We start from the raw sequence: 15,930 nt of genomic DNA, 5'->3' as shown, positions 1-15,930 counted from the left end.
CCGCGTGCGCGTGGCTGCAGGGGGCTTCCAGCGTGCCTGACCTAGAATTGCTTCGTTCCGCGGCGGTATCCGTCGCCGCGTCCTGAATGAGTGGGCCTGTGACCGTTACCCGAGATCTCTTCGCCGCCGTCCCGCGCAACCAGTTCGACACGCCTGGAAAGAGCCGGGGCCTGATCGACGTGGTGCGCTGGCGGTATCTTCTGCGCCTGCTCGTCCGTACCGGCGTGACCACGCGGTACCGCAACTCCGTCCTCGGATGGACGTGGTCATATGTCCGGCCAGGGGCGCAGTTCCTCGTCTTCTGGGTCGTTCTCGGTCTCTTCCTCAGTCTCGACCGTGGCATCCCCAATTACGCGGTGTACCTGTTCTCCGGCATCATCGTCATCAACCTGTTCTCCGAGGCGTTCAAGAACGCGACGACATCGATCGTGGGGAATGCCCCGCTGGTGCGGAAGGTCTTCCTGCCGAGACAGCTCTTCGCCGTCTCGGCGACGATCGTGGCGCTCGTCCATTTCCTGCCGCAGATGGCTCTCCTGCTGGTGGTGTGCCTGTTCCTCGGATGGCTGACTCAGATCTCGGTCCTGGGTCTCCTCGCGATGGTCGCGGCCGTGGTGATCGTGATGGTCTTCAGCCTCGGTCTCGGCCTGCTCTTCGGGGCGCTCAACGTCCGGTACCGCGACGCCGAGAACATCGTCGAGCTCTTCCTCCTCCTCGCGACCTGGGCATCCCCGGTTCTCTACAGCTGGACGCAGGTGCAGGACGCGGTGGTGAACACGCTGGGGTGGCCGCAGTGGGTCGTCGAGATCTATCTTCTGAACCCCATCACCCAGGCGGTGGAGCTGTTCCACTACGCGTTCTGGCGGCCCGTGACGGAAGGCGTCGTGACGGCGACGGGGGAGACGATGGCATCGCTGCCCCCCGGGCTGGCGTGGAACACGCTCTTCGCGTTCCTCATCGCCGCCGCAACGCTTCTGATCGGCCAGGCGGTCTTCCGTCGGCTCGAGGGAAGGTTCGCCCAGGATCTATGACAATGCAGACCACGCATCGCCCGAGCATCATCGTCGACGGAGCTCGGAAGCGGTTCACGCTCAACCACGCGTTCTCGCTGAAGGACACGGTGGTGTCCTGGATCAAGCGTCGCAAACTCACGAGCGCATTCGAGGCCCTCAAGGGCGTCGATCTCGTGATCGACGAGGGCCAGTCGGTGGCCATCCTCGGTTTCAACGGCTCGGGGAAGTCGACACTTCTCAAGCTCATCTCCGGGGTCATGGAGCCGGATGAGGGCGAGGTCCTCACCCGGGGGCGGGTCGCGGGCCTCATCGAGGTCGGCGCCGGCTTCCACCCGGAGCTCTCAGGGCGGGAGAACGTGTTCCTCAATGCCGCGATCCTCGGGATGAAGAAGCACGAGATCGAGGCGAGATACGACGAGATCGTCGCCTTCAGCGAGATCGAGCAGTTCATCGACCAGGAGGTGAAGCACTACTCGTCGGGCATGTTCATGCGCCTGGCCTTCTCCGTCGCGATCCATGTGGAACTGGATGTGTTGCTCGTCGACGAGATCCTGTCCGTCGGCGACGCGCCCTTCCGTGAGAAGTGCCGCCTGAAGTTCGAGGAGCTCATCGCCGCCGGGAAGACGCTGGTGGTGGTCAGCCACGACATGGAGATGGTGCGGGAACTCTGCACCCGCGGTGTCGTCATCAGCAAGGGCCAGGTTGTCTACGACGGAGACATCGAAGGCGCCATCGCCCTGGTGGACGCGTGAACGCCTGGCTCGCACAGACGCCGGCGCTGGTCACGGCGCTTGCTCTGCTCGTGATCCCCGGCCTTCCCGTCGGCCTCTTGCTCCGCGGCGTCTCTGCCGTCGTCCGCCTCGGCATGTCGATCGGCGTGTCGCTGGGCATCGTGGCCGCGTCGTCGCTCGTCGCTCCGGTTCTCGGGATGCGGTGGGGTCTCCTTCCGGTCGGGATCGTCAGCGCCGTGGTCTGGGCGGTGGCCGCGACATTGCGTCTCCTGGGTCGCCGATCAGCGACAGTCCCGGCCGGCCGGACGGGCGGCGCCGTGTGGCTCGCGATCGCAGCGGCCTTCGCCGGATGGGTGGTCATCCTCGTCGTCGGCATCGGAAGCCCGAACGACCCCTCTCAGCTCTACGATGGTCTGTTCCACCTGAATGCCGTCGAGTTCGTGGCGGCGACGGGCGACGCGTCGCCCCTGCACATGACGATGGTGCTTCCCGGCCACAGCACGTCGTTCTATCCGACTCTGTGGCACGCCCTCACGAGTCTGGTCCTGCCGGTCGCCGGCGGTGTGGTCCCCGCGACGAACGTCGTGACCATCGCGGTCATCGCTCTCGTCTGGCCGGTCGCGATGGCCACCGTCACCCGAGTCGTCTTCCCCTCGTGGCCCGCCGCAGCGATCTGGGCACCGCTGGTGGGTTTCGCTTTCAGCGTCTTCCCTCTGGGATTCCTGAACTGGGGAGTCCTCTATCCGAACCTGATCGGCACGGCCCTGATCCCGATCCTGATCGCGGCGGTGCTCCTCGCGTTCGCGCCGGCGATTCCCTGGCCGGGACGCACCCTGCGCCTCCTGGTGGCGCTTGCCGTGGCGGCAGGAACAGGGCTCGGGCATCCGTCTGCACTCCTCGGCGCTCTGGTGCTTCTGCTTCCGTTCGTCCTTGGGCGCGCGTGGGAGGCCGCTCGCCGCGGGGGATCGGCGACCCGCGTGGTCGTCGGCCTGAGCGTCGCCGTGGGATCCGTGGCCTTCGTGTCTCTCTGGAGCAAGGCGAACGTCACCACTCACGAGTGGCTGCCGACCCAGACGATCGCGCAAGCCTCAGGGGAAGTCCTCTTCCTCAGCCCCGTGGGCCGCAGCACCGGGCTTCTCCTCGGCATCCTGGTCCTTCTCGGGGTCTGGCGTGCCGCCAGAGAACGCCTGTGGTGGGTGCTCGTCTCCTATCTCGTCAGCGCCGTGCTCTACCTCGCCTCGGCGTGGCTTCCCGTGCTGCCCCTGCGCAGCTTCCTCGTCGGGATCTGGTACGACGACACCACCCGGGTAGCCGCGCTGTTGGCGATCTGGGGACTTCCGTTGGCGGCCCTCGGGATGTCGCTCGTCGTCGACCGGCTCCACGCCCTCTGGCGTGCAGGACGACGCGTCACGGCCATCGTCCTCATCGGCGTCATCGCCCTCCTCGCGGCCACTCACCTGCTCGCCCTGCGCAACGATCTGCGCTACATGCGCGACGTCAGCTATCGCTTCGACGGCGCGTCCCAAGGACTCTCTCCGGACGAGGCAGCCCTGTTCGAGCGCCTGGAGGCAGGGCTTCCGGAGGACGCGCTGGTCATCGGAGACCCGCTCACGGGAGCGGGACTGCTTTTCGCCTACACAGGGCATGACGTCGTCTTCCCGCACGTGACCGGCCGCTACGGCGCGGATGCGGCGCTGCTGGCGCGGACTCTGGTGGAGGGAGACGCCGCCGTCTGCGATGCGATCGAGAACCTCGGCGTGACGCATGCGCTCGACTTCGGCGACACCGTGCTCTTCCAGAACCACTACACCACGTACGACGGTCTGCACGATCTAGATGAGGCGTCGATCCTCACCGAGGTGGATCGAGTGGGGGATGCAACGCTCTACGAGGTCACGGGTTGCGACTAGCGTCCCTCTCGTGCTCCTCCGCCTCGAGCAGCGAGATCTTACGAGCGAGCAGGGTGAGCTGACGCTGCAGAGCGATGTTCCGCCGGTACTGGGAGTACACGAAGGCGAGGAACATCACGATGAGTCCGTACAGGACGAGGTCGGTACCGCGGCCGACCCCGACGAGCTGAGCGAGCCAGCTGAGCCACTGCGGGAACAGCACGGACAACACGGCGACGACGACGAAGAGCCCCATGAGGAGCCGCCGGATAGCCAGGTGGCTGTCGGCGCCGGTGCGGCGCATCATGAAGACCGCGAGGATGACGATCGCGGCGATGAGAAGGACCTGGATCCACATGATCAGCGCACCACCAGGTCGACGAGGATGTTCACGGAGTTCAGCACGCTCTGGCCCTTCGCCTTCGAATAGTCGGTGTAGAGGAGTTCGACGGGGTACTCCTTCCAGGGCAGACGGGTCCGCCCCAGCTCGAGCACGATCTCGGTGGCGTGCGCCATGCGGTCCTGCTTGAGCTCGATGCCTTGGGCCGCGTCCCGGCGGATCACGCGCAATCCGTTGTGCGCGTCCGTCAGCTTCAGACTCGTGGTGAGGTTCGTGACCCACACGGCGGTCTTCAGGATGACCTTCTTCATCCATCCGGGATTCGTCCGGTCGTCGAGGAACCGGGAGCCGAACACGATGGCGACATCCTCGTCCCTGGCGAGCTGGAGCATGCCGAGCGCGTCCTCCACGCGATGCTGGCCGTCAGCGTCGAAGGTCACGATGTAGTCGCACTCGGGGTGCGCCAGGGCGAAGTCGATCCCCGTCTGGAGAGCCGCGCCCTGGCCGAGATTGACCGGGTGCTGCACCAGGTGAGCCCCCGCCGCCGCAGCCTCTGCCGCCGAGCCGTCGCTCGAGCCGTCGTCGACGCAGACGATGTGTGCGAAGTGAGGCTTGAGACTCTCGATCACGCCGCCGATGACGGTCGCTTCGTTGTAGAGGGGGATGACGACCCATGCGCGGGGATCGGCGGGGGAAGGCGCGGGGACGCTCGAGGACATGGTTCTATTGTGTCAGGTGTCGATTCGGGCGCCGGTCCACCGAGCAGCAGGGGCAGGATGTCGAGGAGACGACGCGCCGTCATCGCGACACGGCTGTACACGCCGGAGGTGACCGCCGCCAGCTTCCGGATGGAGGCACTCGCCCACGCCCTGGCTGCCGACTCCGATGTCACGGTGCTGAGCACGAAGCCCCCGCGCGACACCGTGATCGCCGATGCCCCGGGGGTGGTCGTGCGGCGCGCGCCGGTGCTGCGAGACCGCAGCGGGGCCATCCGCGGATACATCCCGTACCTGTCCTTCGACGTGCCGCTCTTCTTCCGGCTGCTCGCCCGCCGCAGCGACGTGGTGGTAGCCGAGGCGCCGCCGACCACCGGTTTCGCGGCGGCGATCGCCGCCTTCCTCACCCGTCGCCCGCTGGTCTACTATCCCGGCGACGTGTGGACGGATGCGGTCGCGTCGATGGACGCCCCCGGTCCGGTGGTCGCGGTCATGCGGTTCGTCGAGCGCTTCGTCCTGCGCCGCGCGACGCGCTCGCTGGCCGTCTCGGACGAGGTCGCCGAGCGGCTCGCCGCGATCGGCGGGCGACCGGAGCGCGTCGTGACGGTCGGCAACGGGATCGACACCACGGTGTTCCGTCCGGACGTCGTGCCGCACGAGGCGGAGCGGCCCTACTTCGTCTACACCGGCACGATGTCGGAGTGGCAGCAGCCTGACGTCTTCATCCGTGCGCTCGCTCTGCTTCCGGACGAGGACATCGAGCTCCGCTTCTTCGGTCAGGGAGCGGTGGAGGAGGAGCTGAAGGAGCTCGCCGCGCAGCTCGTGCCCGGCCGGGTGCACTTCGGGGGACTGGTCGGGCCCGCGACCTCGGCTTCCTGGATCCGGGGGGCGGTCGGCGCGCTGGTGAGCATCGTCCCCGGCATCGGCTACGACTTCGCCCGACCGACCAAGACGTACGCGGCGGCAGCGGTCGGGACCCCGGTGCTCTTCACCGGCGCAGAGACGGGCGGCGAGGTCGTGCGTGCGGGCGGACTCGGCGAAGCCGTCGGATTCGACCCGGAGGAGGTGGCCGTGGCCATGCGGCGGCTGCTCGATGAGTGGGCCTCGGGCGAGACCGAGGGCGCGAGGGCGGGTCGTGCCGCATGGGCGGTCGACAACGCCTCGCTCGCCACCGTCGGTGCCCGCGCCGCAGACGTCGTTCGCGGCGCGCGTCGAGGTTCGCGGAGCAACGCCAAGTAGAATCTCGTCAGTGCTGCCTCATCGCGCAGCGTGCAAGGAGCCCCGTGACTGAAACCTCCCGCGTGCGGATCGTCGATTCCGCCGATGTGTCCGCCGACGCCGTCATCGGCGACGGATCCTCCATCTGGCACCTCGCCCAGGTCCGCGAGCAGGCCCGCCTCGGCGAGAACTGCATCGTCGGACGCGGCGCGTACATCGGTACCGGTGTGGAGATGGGCGACAACTGCAAGGTGCAGAACTACGCCCTGGTCTACGAGCCCGCCAAACTCGGCGACGGCGTCTTCATCGGCCCCGCCGTCGTGCTCACCAACGACACGTACCCCCGCGCCATCAACGCCGACGGCACCCTGAAGAGCGCCCACGACTGGGAGCCGGTCGGGGTCACCATCGAGCGCGGCGCGTCGATCGGCGCCCGCGCGACCTGCGTCGCCCCGGTGACGATCGGCGCCTGGGCGACGGTCGCGGCCGGCGCCGTGGTCGTCAAGGACGTCCCTGCGCATGCCCTCGTCGCCGGCGTCCCCGCCCGCCGCATCGGTTGGGTCGGGGAGGCGGGCGTCCCGCTCACGCGCGGAGACGACGATCACACCTGGGTGTGCCCCGCGACCGGGGCGCGCTTCATCGAGACCGACGGAACACTGACCAAGGAGACCGTGTGAGCGAGTTCATTCCCCCCGCCAAGCCCCTCATCGGCGACGAAGAGCGCGAGGCGGTCGATCGCGTCCTCCGCAGCGGCATCGTCGCGCAGGGCCCGGAGGTCGCCGCCTTCGAGCAGGAGTTCTCGGCGCACTTCGTGCCCGGCCGCCCGTCCGTGGCGGTCAACTCCGGTACCGCGGGTCTGCACCTCGGTCTGCTCGCCGCCGGAGTAGGCCCCGGTGACGAGGTCATCGTGCCGTCCTTCACCTTCGCCGCGACCGGCAACTCGGTGGCGCTCACCGGGGGCACCCCGGTCTTCGTCGACATCGAGCCGGACACGTTCTCCCTGGACCCCGAGGCCGTCGCCGCCGCGATCACGCCGAAGACCAAGGGCATCCTCCCCGTGCACCTCTACGGGCACCCGGCCCGGATGCGCGAGCTCGAGGCCCTGGCCGCCGAGCGCGGCGTCGCCCTGTATGAGGACGCGGCCCAGGCGCACGGCGCGTCGCTGGACGGCCGTCCCGTCGGCTCGTTCGGCGAGTTCGCCATGTTCAGTCTCTATCCGACGAAGAACATGACCAGCGGCGAGGGCGGCATGGTGACCACGGCGACCGACGAGATCGCCCGTCAGGTCAAGCTGCTGCGCAATCAGGGCATGGAGAGGCAGTACGAGAACGAGATCGTGGGCTTCAACGCCCGCATGACCGACATCCACGCCGCGATCGGTCGCGTGCAGCTGACCAAGGTGGACGGCTGGACGAAGACCCGTCAGCAGAACGCGGCCTTCCTCGATGCGAACCTGCAGGGCGTCGTGGTCCCGCCGGTCGCCGAGGGTGCCGTGCACGTGTACCACCAGTACACGATCCGCGTCCCCGAGGACCGGGACGGCTTCGTCGCCGCGCTGAAGAACGAGCACAACGTCGGCGCCGGCGTGTACTACCCGATCCCGAACCACCGCCTCCCGTCGCTGACGCACTTCGCGCCCGGCCTCGACCTGCCGGAGACGGAGCGCGCCGCGCGCGAGGTCGCCTCGCTGCCGGTGCACCCGTCGCTCAGCCAGGGCGACCTCGAGCGCATCGTCGCCGCCGTGAACGCCGTCGCGAAGGCGGGTGCCTGATGGCGGACCTGCGCGCCGGTCTCCTCGGCGTCGGGATGATGGGTCGCCACCACGCCCGCGTGCTGCGCGAGCTGGACGGTGTCGAGCTCGTCGCGATCGCCGACCCGGGCGGCGACCCGCACGGCGTCGCGGGCGACCTGGAGATCCTCCCCGACATCGACGCGCTCATCGACGCCGGCGTCGACATCGCCGTCGTCGCGGTGCCCACGAGGTTCCACGAGGACGCGGCGCTCAAGCTCGCGGCCGCGGGCGTCCACACCCTCGTCGAGAAGCCGATCGCGCACACGGTCGACGCCGGTCAGCGCATGGTCGATGCCTTCGCCGCGGCGGGCCTGGTCGGAGCGGTCGGGCACATCGAGCGCTTCAACCCGGCCGTGCAGGAGCTGCGCCGCCGTATCGAGGGGGGCGAGCTCGGCGCCCTGTATCAGGTGGTCACGCGTCGGCAGGGTCCCTTCCCGTCGCGGATCGCGGACGTCGGGGTGGCGAAGGACCTCGCCTCCCATGACGTCGACCTCACGGCCTGGGTCGTGCAGAGCGACTACGAGCGCGTGTTCGCGCAGACCGCCTTCAAGAGCGGTCGCGAGCACGAGGACATGATCACCATCACGGGACGCACGGCCAACGGCGTGATCGTGAACAACATCGTCAACTGGCTGAGCCCGATGAAGGAGCGCGTCACCGTCGTCACAGGGGAGAAGGGCGCGTTCGTCGCGGACACCTCCACCGGTGACCTCACCTTCTACGCCAACGGCACGATCCCCCTCGAATGGGAGTCCGTGTCCTCCTTCCGCGGGGTCTCCGAAGGAGACGTCACGCGCTACGCGTTCGCCAAGCGCGAGCCGCTGCGCGTCGAGCATGAGGCCTTCCGCGATGCCGTGCTCGGGCAGCAGACCGACGTCGTCACCATGGAGCAGGGACTGCGGACGCTGACCGTCGTGGAGGCCGCTCTGAGCTCCGCGCGCAGCGGTGATGCCGTCGTCATCTGAGCCATGAAACGCATCTACCGCACGCTGCGGCGTCTCCTTCCGTTCCTGCCGCCGTCGGCGCGGAGGTTTCTCGTCGTCTTCGGCATCGTGTCGGCGATCCTGGCCGTCGTCGACGTCGTGGCACTCATGCTTCTCGCGCTCGCGCTCGCGAGCACCGTCGCGGGATCCGGTGTGGCGCTTCCATTGATCGGGCAGGTCCCACAGGATCAGATCCTCTGGTTGATCCTGGTCCTCGCTACCGTCGTCGTGGCGAAATCGGCCGCGAACGTCTGGCTGCAATGGATCGCGACGCGTCGGTTCGCCTCCTATGAATTGGCGGTGGGACAGGAACTGTTCAGCGCCTACATTCGGGCCTCATGGACTGATCGGATATCGCGCAACAGCGCCCAGATCGTTCAGATGTCGGATACCGGCATCGCGAGTGTGATTGCGGGTTTCCTCCTGCCGGTGATGACTCTCCCCGGCATGATCGTGACCTCGGTGGGCGTCGTCGGAGTCATCGTCGTGTCACAGCCGCTGACAGCGCTCGTGACCATCGTCTATCTCGGGGGAATCGCGGTCCTCCAGTACTTCGTCTTGAGCGGAAAGACACGACAAGCCGCCCGCGTGGCCAGGGATTCGTCGTTGCGTGTCGCTGCGCTGATCTCTGGCATGGTGGCCTCCCTGAAAGAGATCACGCTCCGCGACAAAGCGGATGAGGTCAGTGACGTCGTGAAGCAGAATCGCGCTCGCACGGCCCGTGCGCGCGCGAACTCAAGCTTCCTCGCTTCGGTACCGCGGTTCATCTTCGACGCCGCCATCATCGGCGGTTTCATTGTCGTCGGAGGCGCGGCATATCTCACCAACAACGGCGATATGGCGGCGACGGTCTCCGCAGTCTCTCTGTTCGGAATCGCCGGCTTCAGGCTGGTGCCCTCGCTCTCCGGTTTCCAGTCCGTGATCACCCGGACCCTTACCTCCGGCCCCTATGTCGACACCGTGATCGCGGATATCGAGGCGTCGAAGCGGTTCCTGGCGGATCGCGAGGTCCTCGGCCGAGAGCCCCTGCCCGCGGAGCCGCGGCTTCTGGAGCTCGAGAACACGAGCTTCACATTCCCCGGCAGCGACGTCCCTGCCGTGCGAGATGTCACCGTGCGGATCCCGCTGGGCAGTACGGTGGGGATCGCCGGTGCGTCCGGAGCCGGAAAGTCGACTCTCGTAGACCTGCTGCTGGGGCTCCTCACACCGACTGCGGGCCGCATCCGCGTGGATGGCCGTCCACTCGAGGACGTTCTCGCCGCGTGGCGTACCCACGTCGGATACGTGCCACAGGAAGTGACGCTCTTCGACGGCACGATAGCGCAGAACATCGCCCTGTCTTGGGGTGATGATTTCGATCGGTCTCGGGTCGAGGACGCTGCGCGACGCGCGCAGCTGTGGAGCGTTATCGAAGGCCGCGCGGACGGTCTGGAGACGCGAGTCGGAGAGCGCGGTCTGAGCCTTTCCGGAGGGCAGCGGCAGCGGCTCGGAATCGCGCGTGCGCTTTACAATGACCCGCTGGTCCTCGTCCTCGACGAGGCCACCAGCGCACTGGATACGAAGACGGAGGCCGATGTGTCGCAGGCCATCCGTGACCTCCGAGGCGATGTGACTGTGATCGCCGTCGCTCATCGCCTGAGCACGATCCGCGATTCGGATCAGATCCTCTTCCTTCACGATGGGACCATCGCGGCGCAAGGCAGTTTCGATGAGGTCGTAGCGAAAAGTCCGGAGTTCGCACACCAGGCGCGCCTCGCGGGGTTGGCGTGAGACGGATAGAGCGATGAGTATCCGGTCATTCGCGACGCGGCTCGCGCGGACGGCACTCGGTGTCCTCCCTGACGCTCTGCTGGGGAAGATGCTTCCTGGGCGCCTCGGATGGCAGGGCGGGGTTCCGGTGTCTGCACGGCCGAACGGAGAGGTTCGGCTTCTCGTCACGCCCGTCAACTCCGCGGGCCAAGGATATCAGTGGGCACGCGCCGCGGAGATTCTCCCGGACGTCGGGGCGCAGAACGTCACGATCGGAACGGTGGCCGCGACGAACTTCCGGTTCCCGACCGATCTGACCGTGCCGGAAGGAGCGTTCGTCTTCTCAAGAGGATGGCAGCGTCGTCAGCGGGCCGCCGTGGAGTCGGGTTTCACCCACGTGCTCTTGGAATCGGGCCGATATCTGTACGGGACGGATCCGATCCGAAGCCCGCTCGAGGTCGCCGAGGAGGCGGTGAGACGCGGCACGCGCGTGGGACTCGTCTGGCACGGTAGCGATATTCGGCTCCCGAGCGCCCACGCGCGGTGGGAGCCGGACTCGCCCTTCGGCACGCACGGCGCGTATCCCCTCGATTCTGTGCGCGTTCTGGAGACGAACGCGCGAAAGAACCGTCGTCTCGTCGAGGAGTCCGATCTCCCGGTCTTCGTCTCCACCCCCGGTCTGCTCGACGTTCCCCGATCCAGGTGGCTCCCGGTGGTGGTCGACCCGGCGCGGTGGCGTTCGGAGCGCGAACCGTTTGCGGCAGGCAGGCCCACAGTGGCCTATGTGCCGAGCAATTCTCCTATGAAGGGCGACGCTCGCATCGATGACATCCTGACGTCCCTCGCTGACGAAGGGCTGATCACGTACCGCCGTCTGCAGGGCATCGCGTCCCAGCGGATGCCGGAGGTCTATCGGGAGGCAGACATCGTCCTCGACCAGTTTCGGCTCGGAGATTACGGCGTCGCGTCGTGCGAGGCGATGGCGGCAGGTCGCCTCACCCTCGGGCACGTGCACGAGGAGGTTCGTGAGACCGTTCGGCAGCGGACGGGCCGCGAGCTGCCGATCGTCCAGACCCGCCTCAGTGAGATCGAGGTGCGATTGCGTGAAGTCCTGAGTGCCCCTGAGCGGTGGGCGGACACGGCGGCGGCGGGACCCGAGTACGTTAGGGCGGTACATGACGGCAGGATGTCCGCCGCCGCCCTCGCTCCGTTCCTCGGCCGGCAGCCCGCCACCCCGTGAAGCTGCGCTGGTAGTTTCCAAAGATCCCTTCCCTCTGTGACGCCGAAGTACTCTGGAGCCTCTGTGACTGACATCCGACGCCCGCGGATCCTCTGCGTATCCTTCTCCGACATCCGATCGGACGCCCGGGTATTGCGGCAGCTCGATGTACTTGCGCGTCACGGTGACGTGACGACGTTGTCGTATGGCGACCGCCCTGATGCAGCAGTGGATCACATCGAGATCGATAGAAGCCTCCCTTCGCTTCCTCAGACCATTCCCGGCGTCCTCAAGCTGGCCTTACGTCGTTACCGTTCCGTCGCGATGGACGCTCCTGCGGTGCGAGCCGCGCGCCTGGCCTTGCAGGGTCGCTCGTTCGACATCGTCGTGGCTAACGAGGCCCGGGCGCTGCCCTTGGCCTCCCTCGTGCAGGGATCGCCTCGCGTGTGGTGTGATCTGCACGAGTGGGCGCCGGCGGAGCGCTCGCACGTTCTGTCCTGGAGACTGCTGATCGCTCCTTTCATGGACTGGGTGTGTCGGGAATACCTGCCTGGGATCGCGGCGTCCACCACCGTCAACGAATCCATCGCGGATCTCTACGCCGATCGCTTCGGCGTCCGGCCCGAGGTGGTGCGCAACGCGATTGCATATCGTGCCGATCTGTCGCCATCGCCACTGGCCGACGACCGGATACGTCTCGTTCACAGCGGCGGCGCGGTTCCCGGGCGCAACATCGAGGCGATCATCGATGCCGTTGATCGACTGGGGGACGGGTACACTCTCGATCTCTTCCTCATCCCCTCCAGACATGCGGATCAGTACTGGCGTTCCCTCACAGAGCGCATCGCGTCCAGCCCGCGGACGACCTTGCACGCTGCCGTGGCTCCCGAAGAGCTCCCGCAGACGTTGAATCCGTTCGATCTGGGGGTGTACCTCCTTCCTCCGCACACGCCCAACCACAGGCTGATGCTTCCGAACAAGTTCTTCGACTTCGTACAGGCCCGTCTCGGTTTCGTCTTCGGCCCCTCCGTCGAGACAGACCGCCTGATCACTACACATGGGCTCGGCGTGATCACCGATGGGTATGCGCCGGAAGACCTCGTGCGAGCGATCCGCGGCCTCTCCCGTGCGGAGATTCGCGGGTTCAAAGCGCGCACCGATGCCGCCGCCGAAGCCCTCTCATCGAGCACGGACGTCGCCACCGAGGAGGCGCTGCTGGTACGTCTCCTCGAGGCACGTTGAGGCCTGAGGAAGCCGCAACAGGGCCGGACCCGCGACCGGCATGGCTTCTGGATCAGGCCCGGGCACGCCGCGGGCTGTCAGCGAGCGCCGCGACGCGACGTGAGCAGGGCGCGGCCTGAGGCGAGTCCGGAGAGGCCCCGCGCACCGGGCCGGGCCCATCGGTGCAGGACTTGCCAAGCGGCAAGCGCGCTGTCCCTTTCCAGCGCGATGATAAGGTCTGCCTCTGCCGCCGCGCGACGCAGCTCGGTGCTCCGACGAGCGGCGGACGCGAAACGCCAGCCCCCGTCGAGGGGACTCAACCGCTTGATGTTGCGGCCGATGACGGATCTCTCCAGCGCTCGGGCGAGCCGGCTACGTGCGGGGAGCGCCGCCGCTCCGAGACGGATGAGCGTTGTCGCCGCTTCGGAGTCGCTCGCGGTGGCGGTGACGAGCGCGACATGGTCGCGTTCTCCGTCCAGCGGAAGGGATTCCAGGGCCGAGGCGAAAGAGCCGCTGGGGGAGAGCAGCATGATGTTCATCGGCCGTCCCCATCAGCATCGATGCGCTTCGTCCAGGCCTCGATGCGAGGCGCAAGCTGCGCGGCGCGGGAGTACCGTTGGGAGTACGTGCGCGCCGTCATCCGGTCGTCGTCGCTTTGTGTCGCCGCGTGTTCAGCCGTCGCGACGAACGCGTCGGCGATCGCGTCGGCGGTCATCCCTGCGGAACCGTACCAACCGGGGTAGTCGGCGAGCGTGCGGGACGTCTCGTTCTCCGGGTCGTGCACGGAGACGATCGGCAATCCGGTGGAGGCGTACTCGTAGACCTTGCCGCCGGTGATGAAGCGCCCGGCGCCGAACGTCAGGACGAGGGCGTCGAACGTCGCGTACGTGGCGGCGATGTCGGCTCGTCCCACAGGCCCGAGATACCTGATGTCGTTCTCCGCGAAACGCCCCATCGCCTGCACCATGTTCGCTCCAGGGACGCCGAAGTGGTCGAGGTACCCGTAGAGGTCCATTCGTGCGCCGCGCATGAGCGGGCTCCGTTCCCGAGCAAGGGCCCAGCCGTCTACGAGCTCCAGCAGCGGGATCGCTCCGGAGATTGTTCCGATGTAGCCGAAGACCAACCCGTCATCCCGGTGATCGCGAGGAGGGAAGGTCAGCGGGTTGTCGTACCCGTTCTCCACGACCAGGAAGCGGTCGGAGAACTCGGGATACTGCTCGGCATACCAGTCCCGGATCGGAATGTTGACGAACCAGACCTCCGAGGCGCCGTCGATGAACCGCCTTTCCCACCGTCCGGCGCGACTGTTGGGCGGGAGCACCCGTCGCCCGGAGTAGATGTCGACCGACCACGCATCGCGATGGTCCATCACGGCCGGAACGCCGAACTCGGTCGAGAGAACATAGCCTGGAACGAAGTCCACGTTGGGGTTCGCTGTGCCGATCGCGAGGTCGAACGGATCCTCCGCGTGAAGTCGTCGGGCAGCAGCTTCAAGAAGTTTGCGCCAGCCGCCGTACGTCCGCTCGGGAAAAGAACGCTGCTCCGCTCGCGATCTGAGCGCCTTCCACAGTTCCGGGGCATGCGCATGGAACGCCCCCCACCGGCCGATGTCGGTGTCGAAGGCCGCGGATGGAAACGGGATCCGCACGATCTTGATGCTCGGGTCGATCTGGGCCTCGAGCGTCAGATCGGTGCCGGTTGAGATCTCGAAAGTCTCGCGGGGAACGGTGAGGACAGTGACCCGCCATCCGGCTTGAGCGAACGCGTTCGCTGTGGCCCACGCTCGGTAGACGCCACTTCCCCGCGACGGCGGGTACCCCCAGGCCGTGTAGAGAAGGTGCGGAGCGGGTCGCCCGGATGAGTTCATGAGCCGCCGCTTTCGATCCGCAGGTCCTCCGAGGTCGTATCGTCCCTCTGGGTTTTCCGTCGATTCTCGCGGCGTTGCACGAGCCCGTTCTGCCAAGCCCGAAGACGGCGTTCCAGGGGACGCTCGACCGTCACATGCAGAAGCCAGGCGAGGGCTATGGAGGAGCACAGCAGCACCAGGATCCACACGGCTCCCGTCTTGCCATACTGCAGGCCGATCTGCTCCCGGAGCGCGTAGATCAGCGTGGCGTGGACGAGATAGAAGGCGTAAGACCATTCGCCGAGAGCGACGAGGACACGAGAGCGCCCGATGCGCGTCCGCCCTTCCAGATCGGAGACGGCGCATGCACAGATCAGCAGGGCGAACAGCGCGGTCATGATCTCGCTGACGTGGCCGACCAACACCCCGTAGACCACGGCATACTCCGGTCGGCTCTCGAGCAGGCTCACGCTCGACAGGTAGGCCGCCATGAGTACGACCGGCAGCCAGATGGGGAGACGCGGACGCCAGCCCTGGCGGAAGGACCAAGCGAGGCACATCCCTATGACGAACTCGTTCAGACGAAGTACCGGCCACGGCAGCATGGCGAGCCAGCCGGTCGGATCCGCGAGGATCGCCACGCGCGCGAGGACGCTCAGCGCCAGGATCGTGATCGCCGCCCAGAGCGCGGCTCGTCCGCTGAGGAGACGGAGCGCCTTCGTGATGAAGGGGTGAAGGGCGTAGAAGAACATCTCGGCGGTGAGTGTCCACGCTGCGGGGTTGCCACCGAAGAGCACGACGGGGTCACGCGACCACCCCTGGAGGAGGAGCAGGCTCAGGATGAGGACGATGACGCTGTACGGCTTCACCCATGCCTGATCGGGGTCGGGAGAAAAGCTGTAGAAGACGGGGATCGCGATGAGGAGAGCGACGACGTGCAGCGGCCAGATACGGGCGAATCTGCGCCAGTAGAAGGTGCCGATGCCGACGCTGGGGCGCCAGGACCAGGTCAGGACGAAACCCGAGAGGACGAAGAAGAACGTGACGCCGAGGTATCCGTAACGAGCGACCTCGGCGACGGGGTCCGGAAGCGGGACGATGTTGCGAACATGGAAAAAGAACACCGCGAGTGCCGCCCACCATCGAAGGCTCGTCAACGAGTCCAAACGGGGGGTTCGCGCTCCGGCGGCGTGGTCCGCAGTCATGGGCAACAATC

At 67.2% G+C, this 15,930-nt stretch carries 15 protein-coding genes; 10 read left to right on the top strand and 5 right to left on the bottom strand.

Annotated features, from left to right (window positions below):
* Nucleotides 1–98 precede the first annotated feature (98 nt).
* Genes AB0P08_RS16515 through AB0P08_RS16505 form a run of 3 tightly spaced genes read left to right on the top strand, consistent with a single transcriptional unit; the run spans nt 99 to nt 3,651 of the window.
* Entirely contained in the window at nt 99–1,028 is a 930-nt protein-coding gene (locus AB0P08_RS16515; protein ID WP_315637141.1) for an ABC transporter permease, read from the top strand.
* Entirely contained in the window at nt 1,025–1,762 is a 738-nt protein-coding gene (locus AB0P08_RS16510; protein WP_315637140.1) for an ABC transporter ATP-binding protein, read from the top strand. Before AB0P08_RS16515 ends, AB0P08_RS16510 begins: the two co-directional genes overlap by 4 nt.
* Nucleotides 1,759–3,651, top strand: a complete 1,893-nt coding sequence (locus tag AB0P08_RS16505; RefSeq protein ID WP_363590578.1) for a DUF6541 family protein — start codon at nt 1,759–1,761, stop codon at nt 3,649–3,651. Before AB0P08_RS16510 ends, AB0P08_RS16505 begins: the two co-directional genes overlap by 4 nt.
* Here AB0P08_RS16505 and AB0P08_RS16500 read toward each other — a convergent pair.
* On the bottom strand, nt 3,635–3,988 hold the full coding sequence (locus AB0P08_RS16500; protein WP_315637138.1) for a DUF2304 domain-containing protein: 354 nt from the start codon (nt 3,986–3,988) through the stop codon (nt 3,635–3,637). The genes AB0P08_RS16505 and AB0P08_RS16500 overlap by 17 nt on opposite strands.
* 2 nt (nt 3,989–3,990) lie before the next feature.
* Entirely contained in the window at nt 3,991–4,689 is a 699-nt protein-coding gene (locus AB0P08_RS16495) for a glycosyltransferase family 2 protein (RefSeq protein WP_315637136.1), read from the bottom strand.
* 57 nt (nt 4,690–4,746) lie between these two features.
* Between AB0P08_RS16495 and AB0P08_RS16490 the strand changes: the two genes are divergently transcribed.
* The 7 genes from AB0P08_RS16490 to AB0P08_RS16460 all read left to right on the top strand — a co-directional run bounded on the left by AB0P08_RS16490 (nt 4,747) and on the right by AB0P08_RS16460 (nt 12,889).
* Nucleotides 4,747–5,925, top strand: coding sequence for a glycosyltransferase family 4 protein (locus AB0P08_RS16490; RefSeq protein ID WP_363590577.1), 1,179 nt, complete (start codon nt 4,747–4,749; stop codon nt 5,923–5,925).
* Between the two features lie 44 nt (nt 5,926–5,969).
* Nucleotides 5,970–6,581, top strand: coding sequence for an acyltransferase (locus AB0P08_RS16485; RefSeq protein ID WP_363590576.1), 612 nt, complete (start codon nt 5,970–5,972; stop codon nt 6,579–6,581).
* Nucleotides 6,578–7,675 (top strand): DegT/DnrJ/EryC1/StrS family aminotransferase, encoded by a 1,098-nt coding sequence (locus AB0P08_RS16480; protein WP_363590575.1) that lies wholly within the window; start codon nt 6,578–6,580, stop codon nt 7,673–7,675. The genes AB0P08_RS16485 and AB0P08_RS16480 overlap by 4 nt, the downstream gene beginning before the upstream one ends.
* Nucleotides 7,675–8,661 carry a Gfo/Idh/MocA family oxidoreductase gene (locus AB0P08_RS16475; protein WP_363590574.1) on the top strand — a complete coding sequence of 329 codons (987 nt, stop codon included), beginning with the start codon at nt 7,675–7,677 and terminating at the stop codon, nt 8,659–8,661. Before AB0P08_RS16480 ends, AB0P08_RS16475 begins: the two co-directional genes overlap by 1 nt.
* A 3-nt stretch (nt 8,662–8,664) precedes the next feature.
* Complete coding sequence (locus AB0P08_RS16470) at nt 8,665–10,449, top strand: ABC transporter ATP-binding protein (RefSeq protein WP_363590573.1); 1,785 nt, start codon at nt 8,665–8,667, stop codon at nt 10,447–10,449.
* A 13-nt stretch (nt 10,450–10,462) separates the two neighbouring features.
* Complete coding sequence (locus tag AB0P08_RS16465; RefSeq protein ID WP_363590572.1) at nt 10,463–11,668, top strand: glycosyltransferase family protein; 1,206 nt, start codon at nt 10,463–10,465, stop codon at nt 11,666–11,668.
* Nucleotides 11,669–11,731: 63 nt separating this feature from the next.
* Nucleotides 11,732–12,889: a glycosyltransferase family protein gene (locus tag AB0P08_RS16460; RefSeq protein ID WP_363590571.1), complete on the top strand. Its 1,158-nt coding sequence runs from the start codon at nt 11,732–11,734 to the stop codon at nt 12,887–12,889.
* A gap of 77 nt (nt 12,890–12,966) precedes the next feature.
* Here AB0P08_RS16460 and AB0P08_RS16455 read toward each other — a convergent pair whose 3' ends face one another.
* Genes AB0P08_RS16455 through AB0P08_RS16445 form a run of 3 tightly spaced genes read right to left on the bottom strand, consistent with a single transcriptional unit; the run spans nt 12,967 to nt 15,919 of the window.
* Nucleotides 12,967–13,407 carry a hypothetical protein gene (locus tag AB0P08_RS16455; protein WP_363590570.1) on the bottom strand — a complete coding sequence of 147 codons (441 nt, stop codon included), beginning with the start codon at nt 13,405–13,407 and terminating at the stop codon, nt 12,967–12,969.
* Nucleotides 13,404–14,735, bottom strand: coding sequence for a glycosyltransferase family protein (locus AB0P08_RS16450; protein ID WP_363590569.1), 1,332 nt, complete (start codon nt 14,733–14,735; stop codon nt 13,404–13,406). Before AB0P08_RS16450 ends, AB0P08_RS16455 begins: the two co-directional genes overlap by 4 nt.
* Nucleotides 14,732–15,919 carry an acyltransferase family protein gene (locus AB0P08_RS16445; protein WP_363590568.1) on the bottom strand — a complete coding sequence of 396 codons (1,188 nt, stop codon included), beginning with the start codon at nt 15,917–15,919 and terminating at the stop codon, nt 14,732–14,734. Before AB0P08_RS16445 ends, AB0P08_RS16450 begins: the two co-directional genes overlap by 4 nt.
* Nucleotides 15,920–15,930: the final 11 nt, after the last annotated feature.

The organism is Microbacterium meiriae (assembly GCF_040686935.1).
In the GTDB taxonomy this organism is placed as follows: Bacteria; Actinomycetota; Actinomycetes; order Actinomycetales; family Microbacteriaceae; genus Microbacterium; species Microbacterium meiriae.
This window is presented reverse-complemented; position numbering and strand designations above follow the sequence as displayed.

Bases quoted from the DNA above. Each gene is read 5' to 3' on its own strand.
- AB0P08_RS16455 (WP_363590570.1), bottom strand. From the start codon at position 13,407: ATGAACATCATGCTGCTCTCCCCCAGCGGCTCTTTCGCCTCGGCCCTG.
- AB0P08_RS16500 (WP_315637138.1), bottom strand. From the start codon at position 3,988: ATGTGGATCCAGGTCCTTCTCATCGCCGCGATCGTCATCCTCGCGGTC.
- AB0P08_RS16510 (WP_315637140.1), top strand. From the start codon at position 1,025: ATGACAATGCAGACCACGCATCGCCCGAGCATCATCGTCGACGGAGCT.
- AB0P08_RS16470 (WP_363590573.1), top strand. From the start codon at position 8,665: ATGAAACGCATCTACCGCACGCTGCGGCGTCTCCTTCCGTTCCTGCCG.
- AB0P08_RS16475 (WP_363590574.1), top strand. From the start codon at position 7,675: ATGGCGGACCTGCGCGCCGGTCTCCTCGGCGTCGGGATGATGGGTCGC.
- AB0P08_RS16490 (WP_363590577.1), top strand. From the start codon at position 4,747: ATGTCGAGGAGACGACGCGCCGTCATCGCGACACGGCTGTACACGCCG.
- AB0P08_RS16495 (WP_315637136.1), bottom strand. From the start codon at position 4,689: ATGTCCTCGAGCGTCCCCGCGCCTTCCCCCGCCGATCCCCGCGCATGG.
- AB0P08_RS16450 (WP_363590569.1), bottom strand. From the start codon at position 14,735: ATGAACTCATCCGGGCGACCCGCTCCGCACCTTCTCTACACGGCCTGG.
- AB0P08_RS16465 (WP_363590572.1), top strand. From the start codon at position 10,463: ATGAGTATCCGGTCATTCGCGACGCGGCTCGCGCGGACGGCACTCGGT.
- AB0P08_RS16445 (WP_363590568.1), bottom strand. From the start codon at position 15,919: ATGACTGCGGACCACGCCGCCGGAGCGCGAACCCCCCGTTTGGACTCG.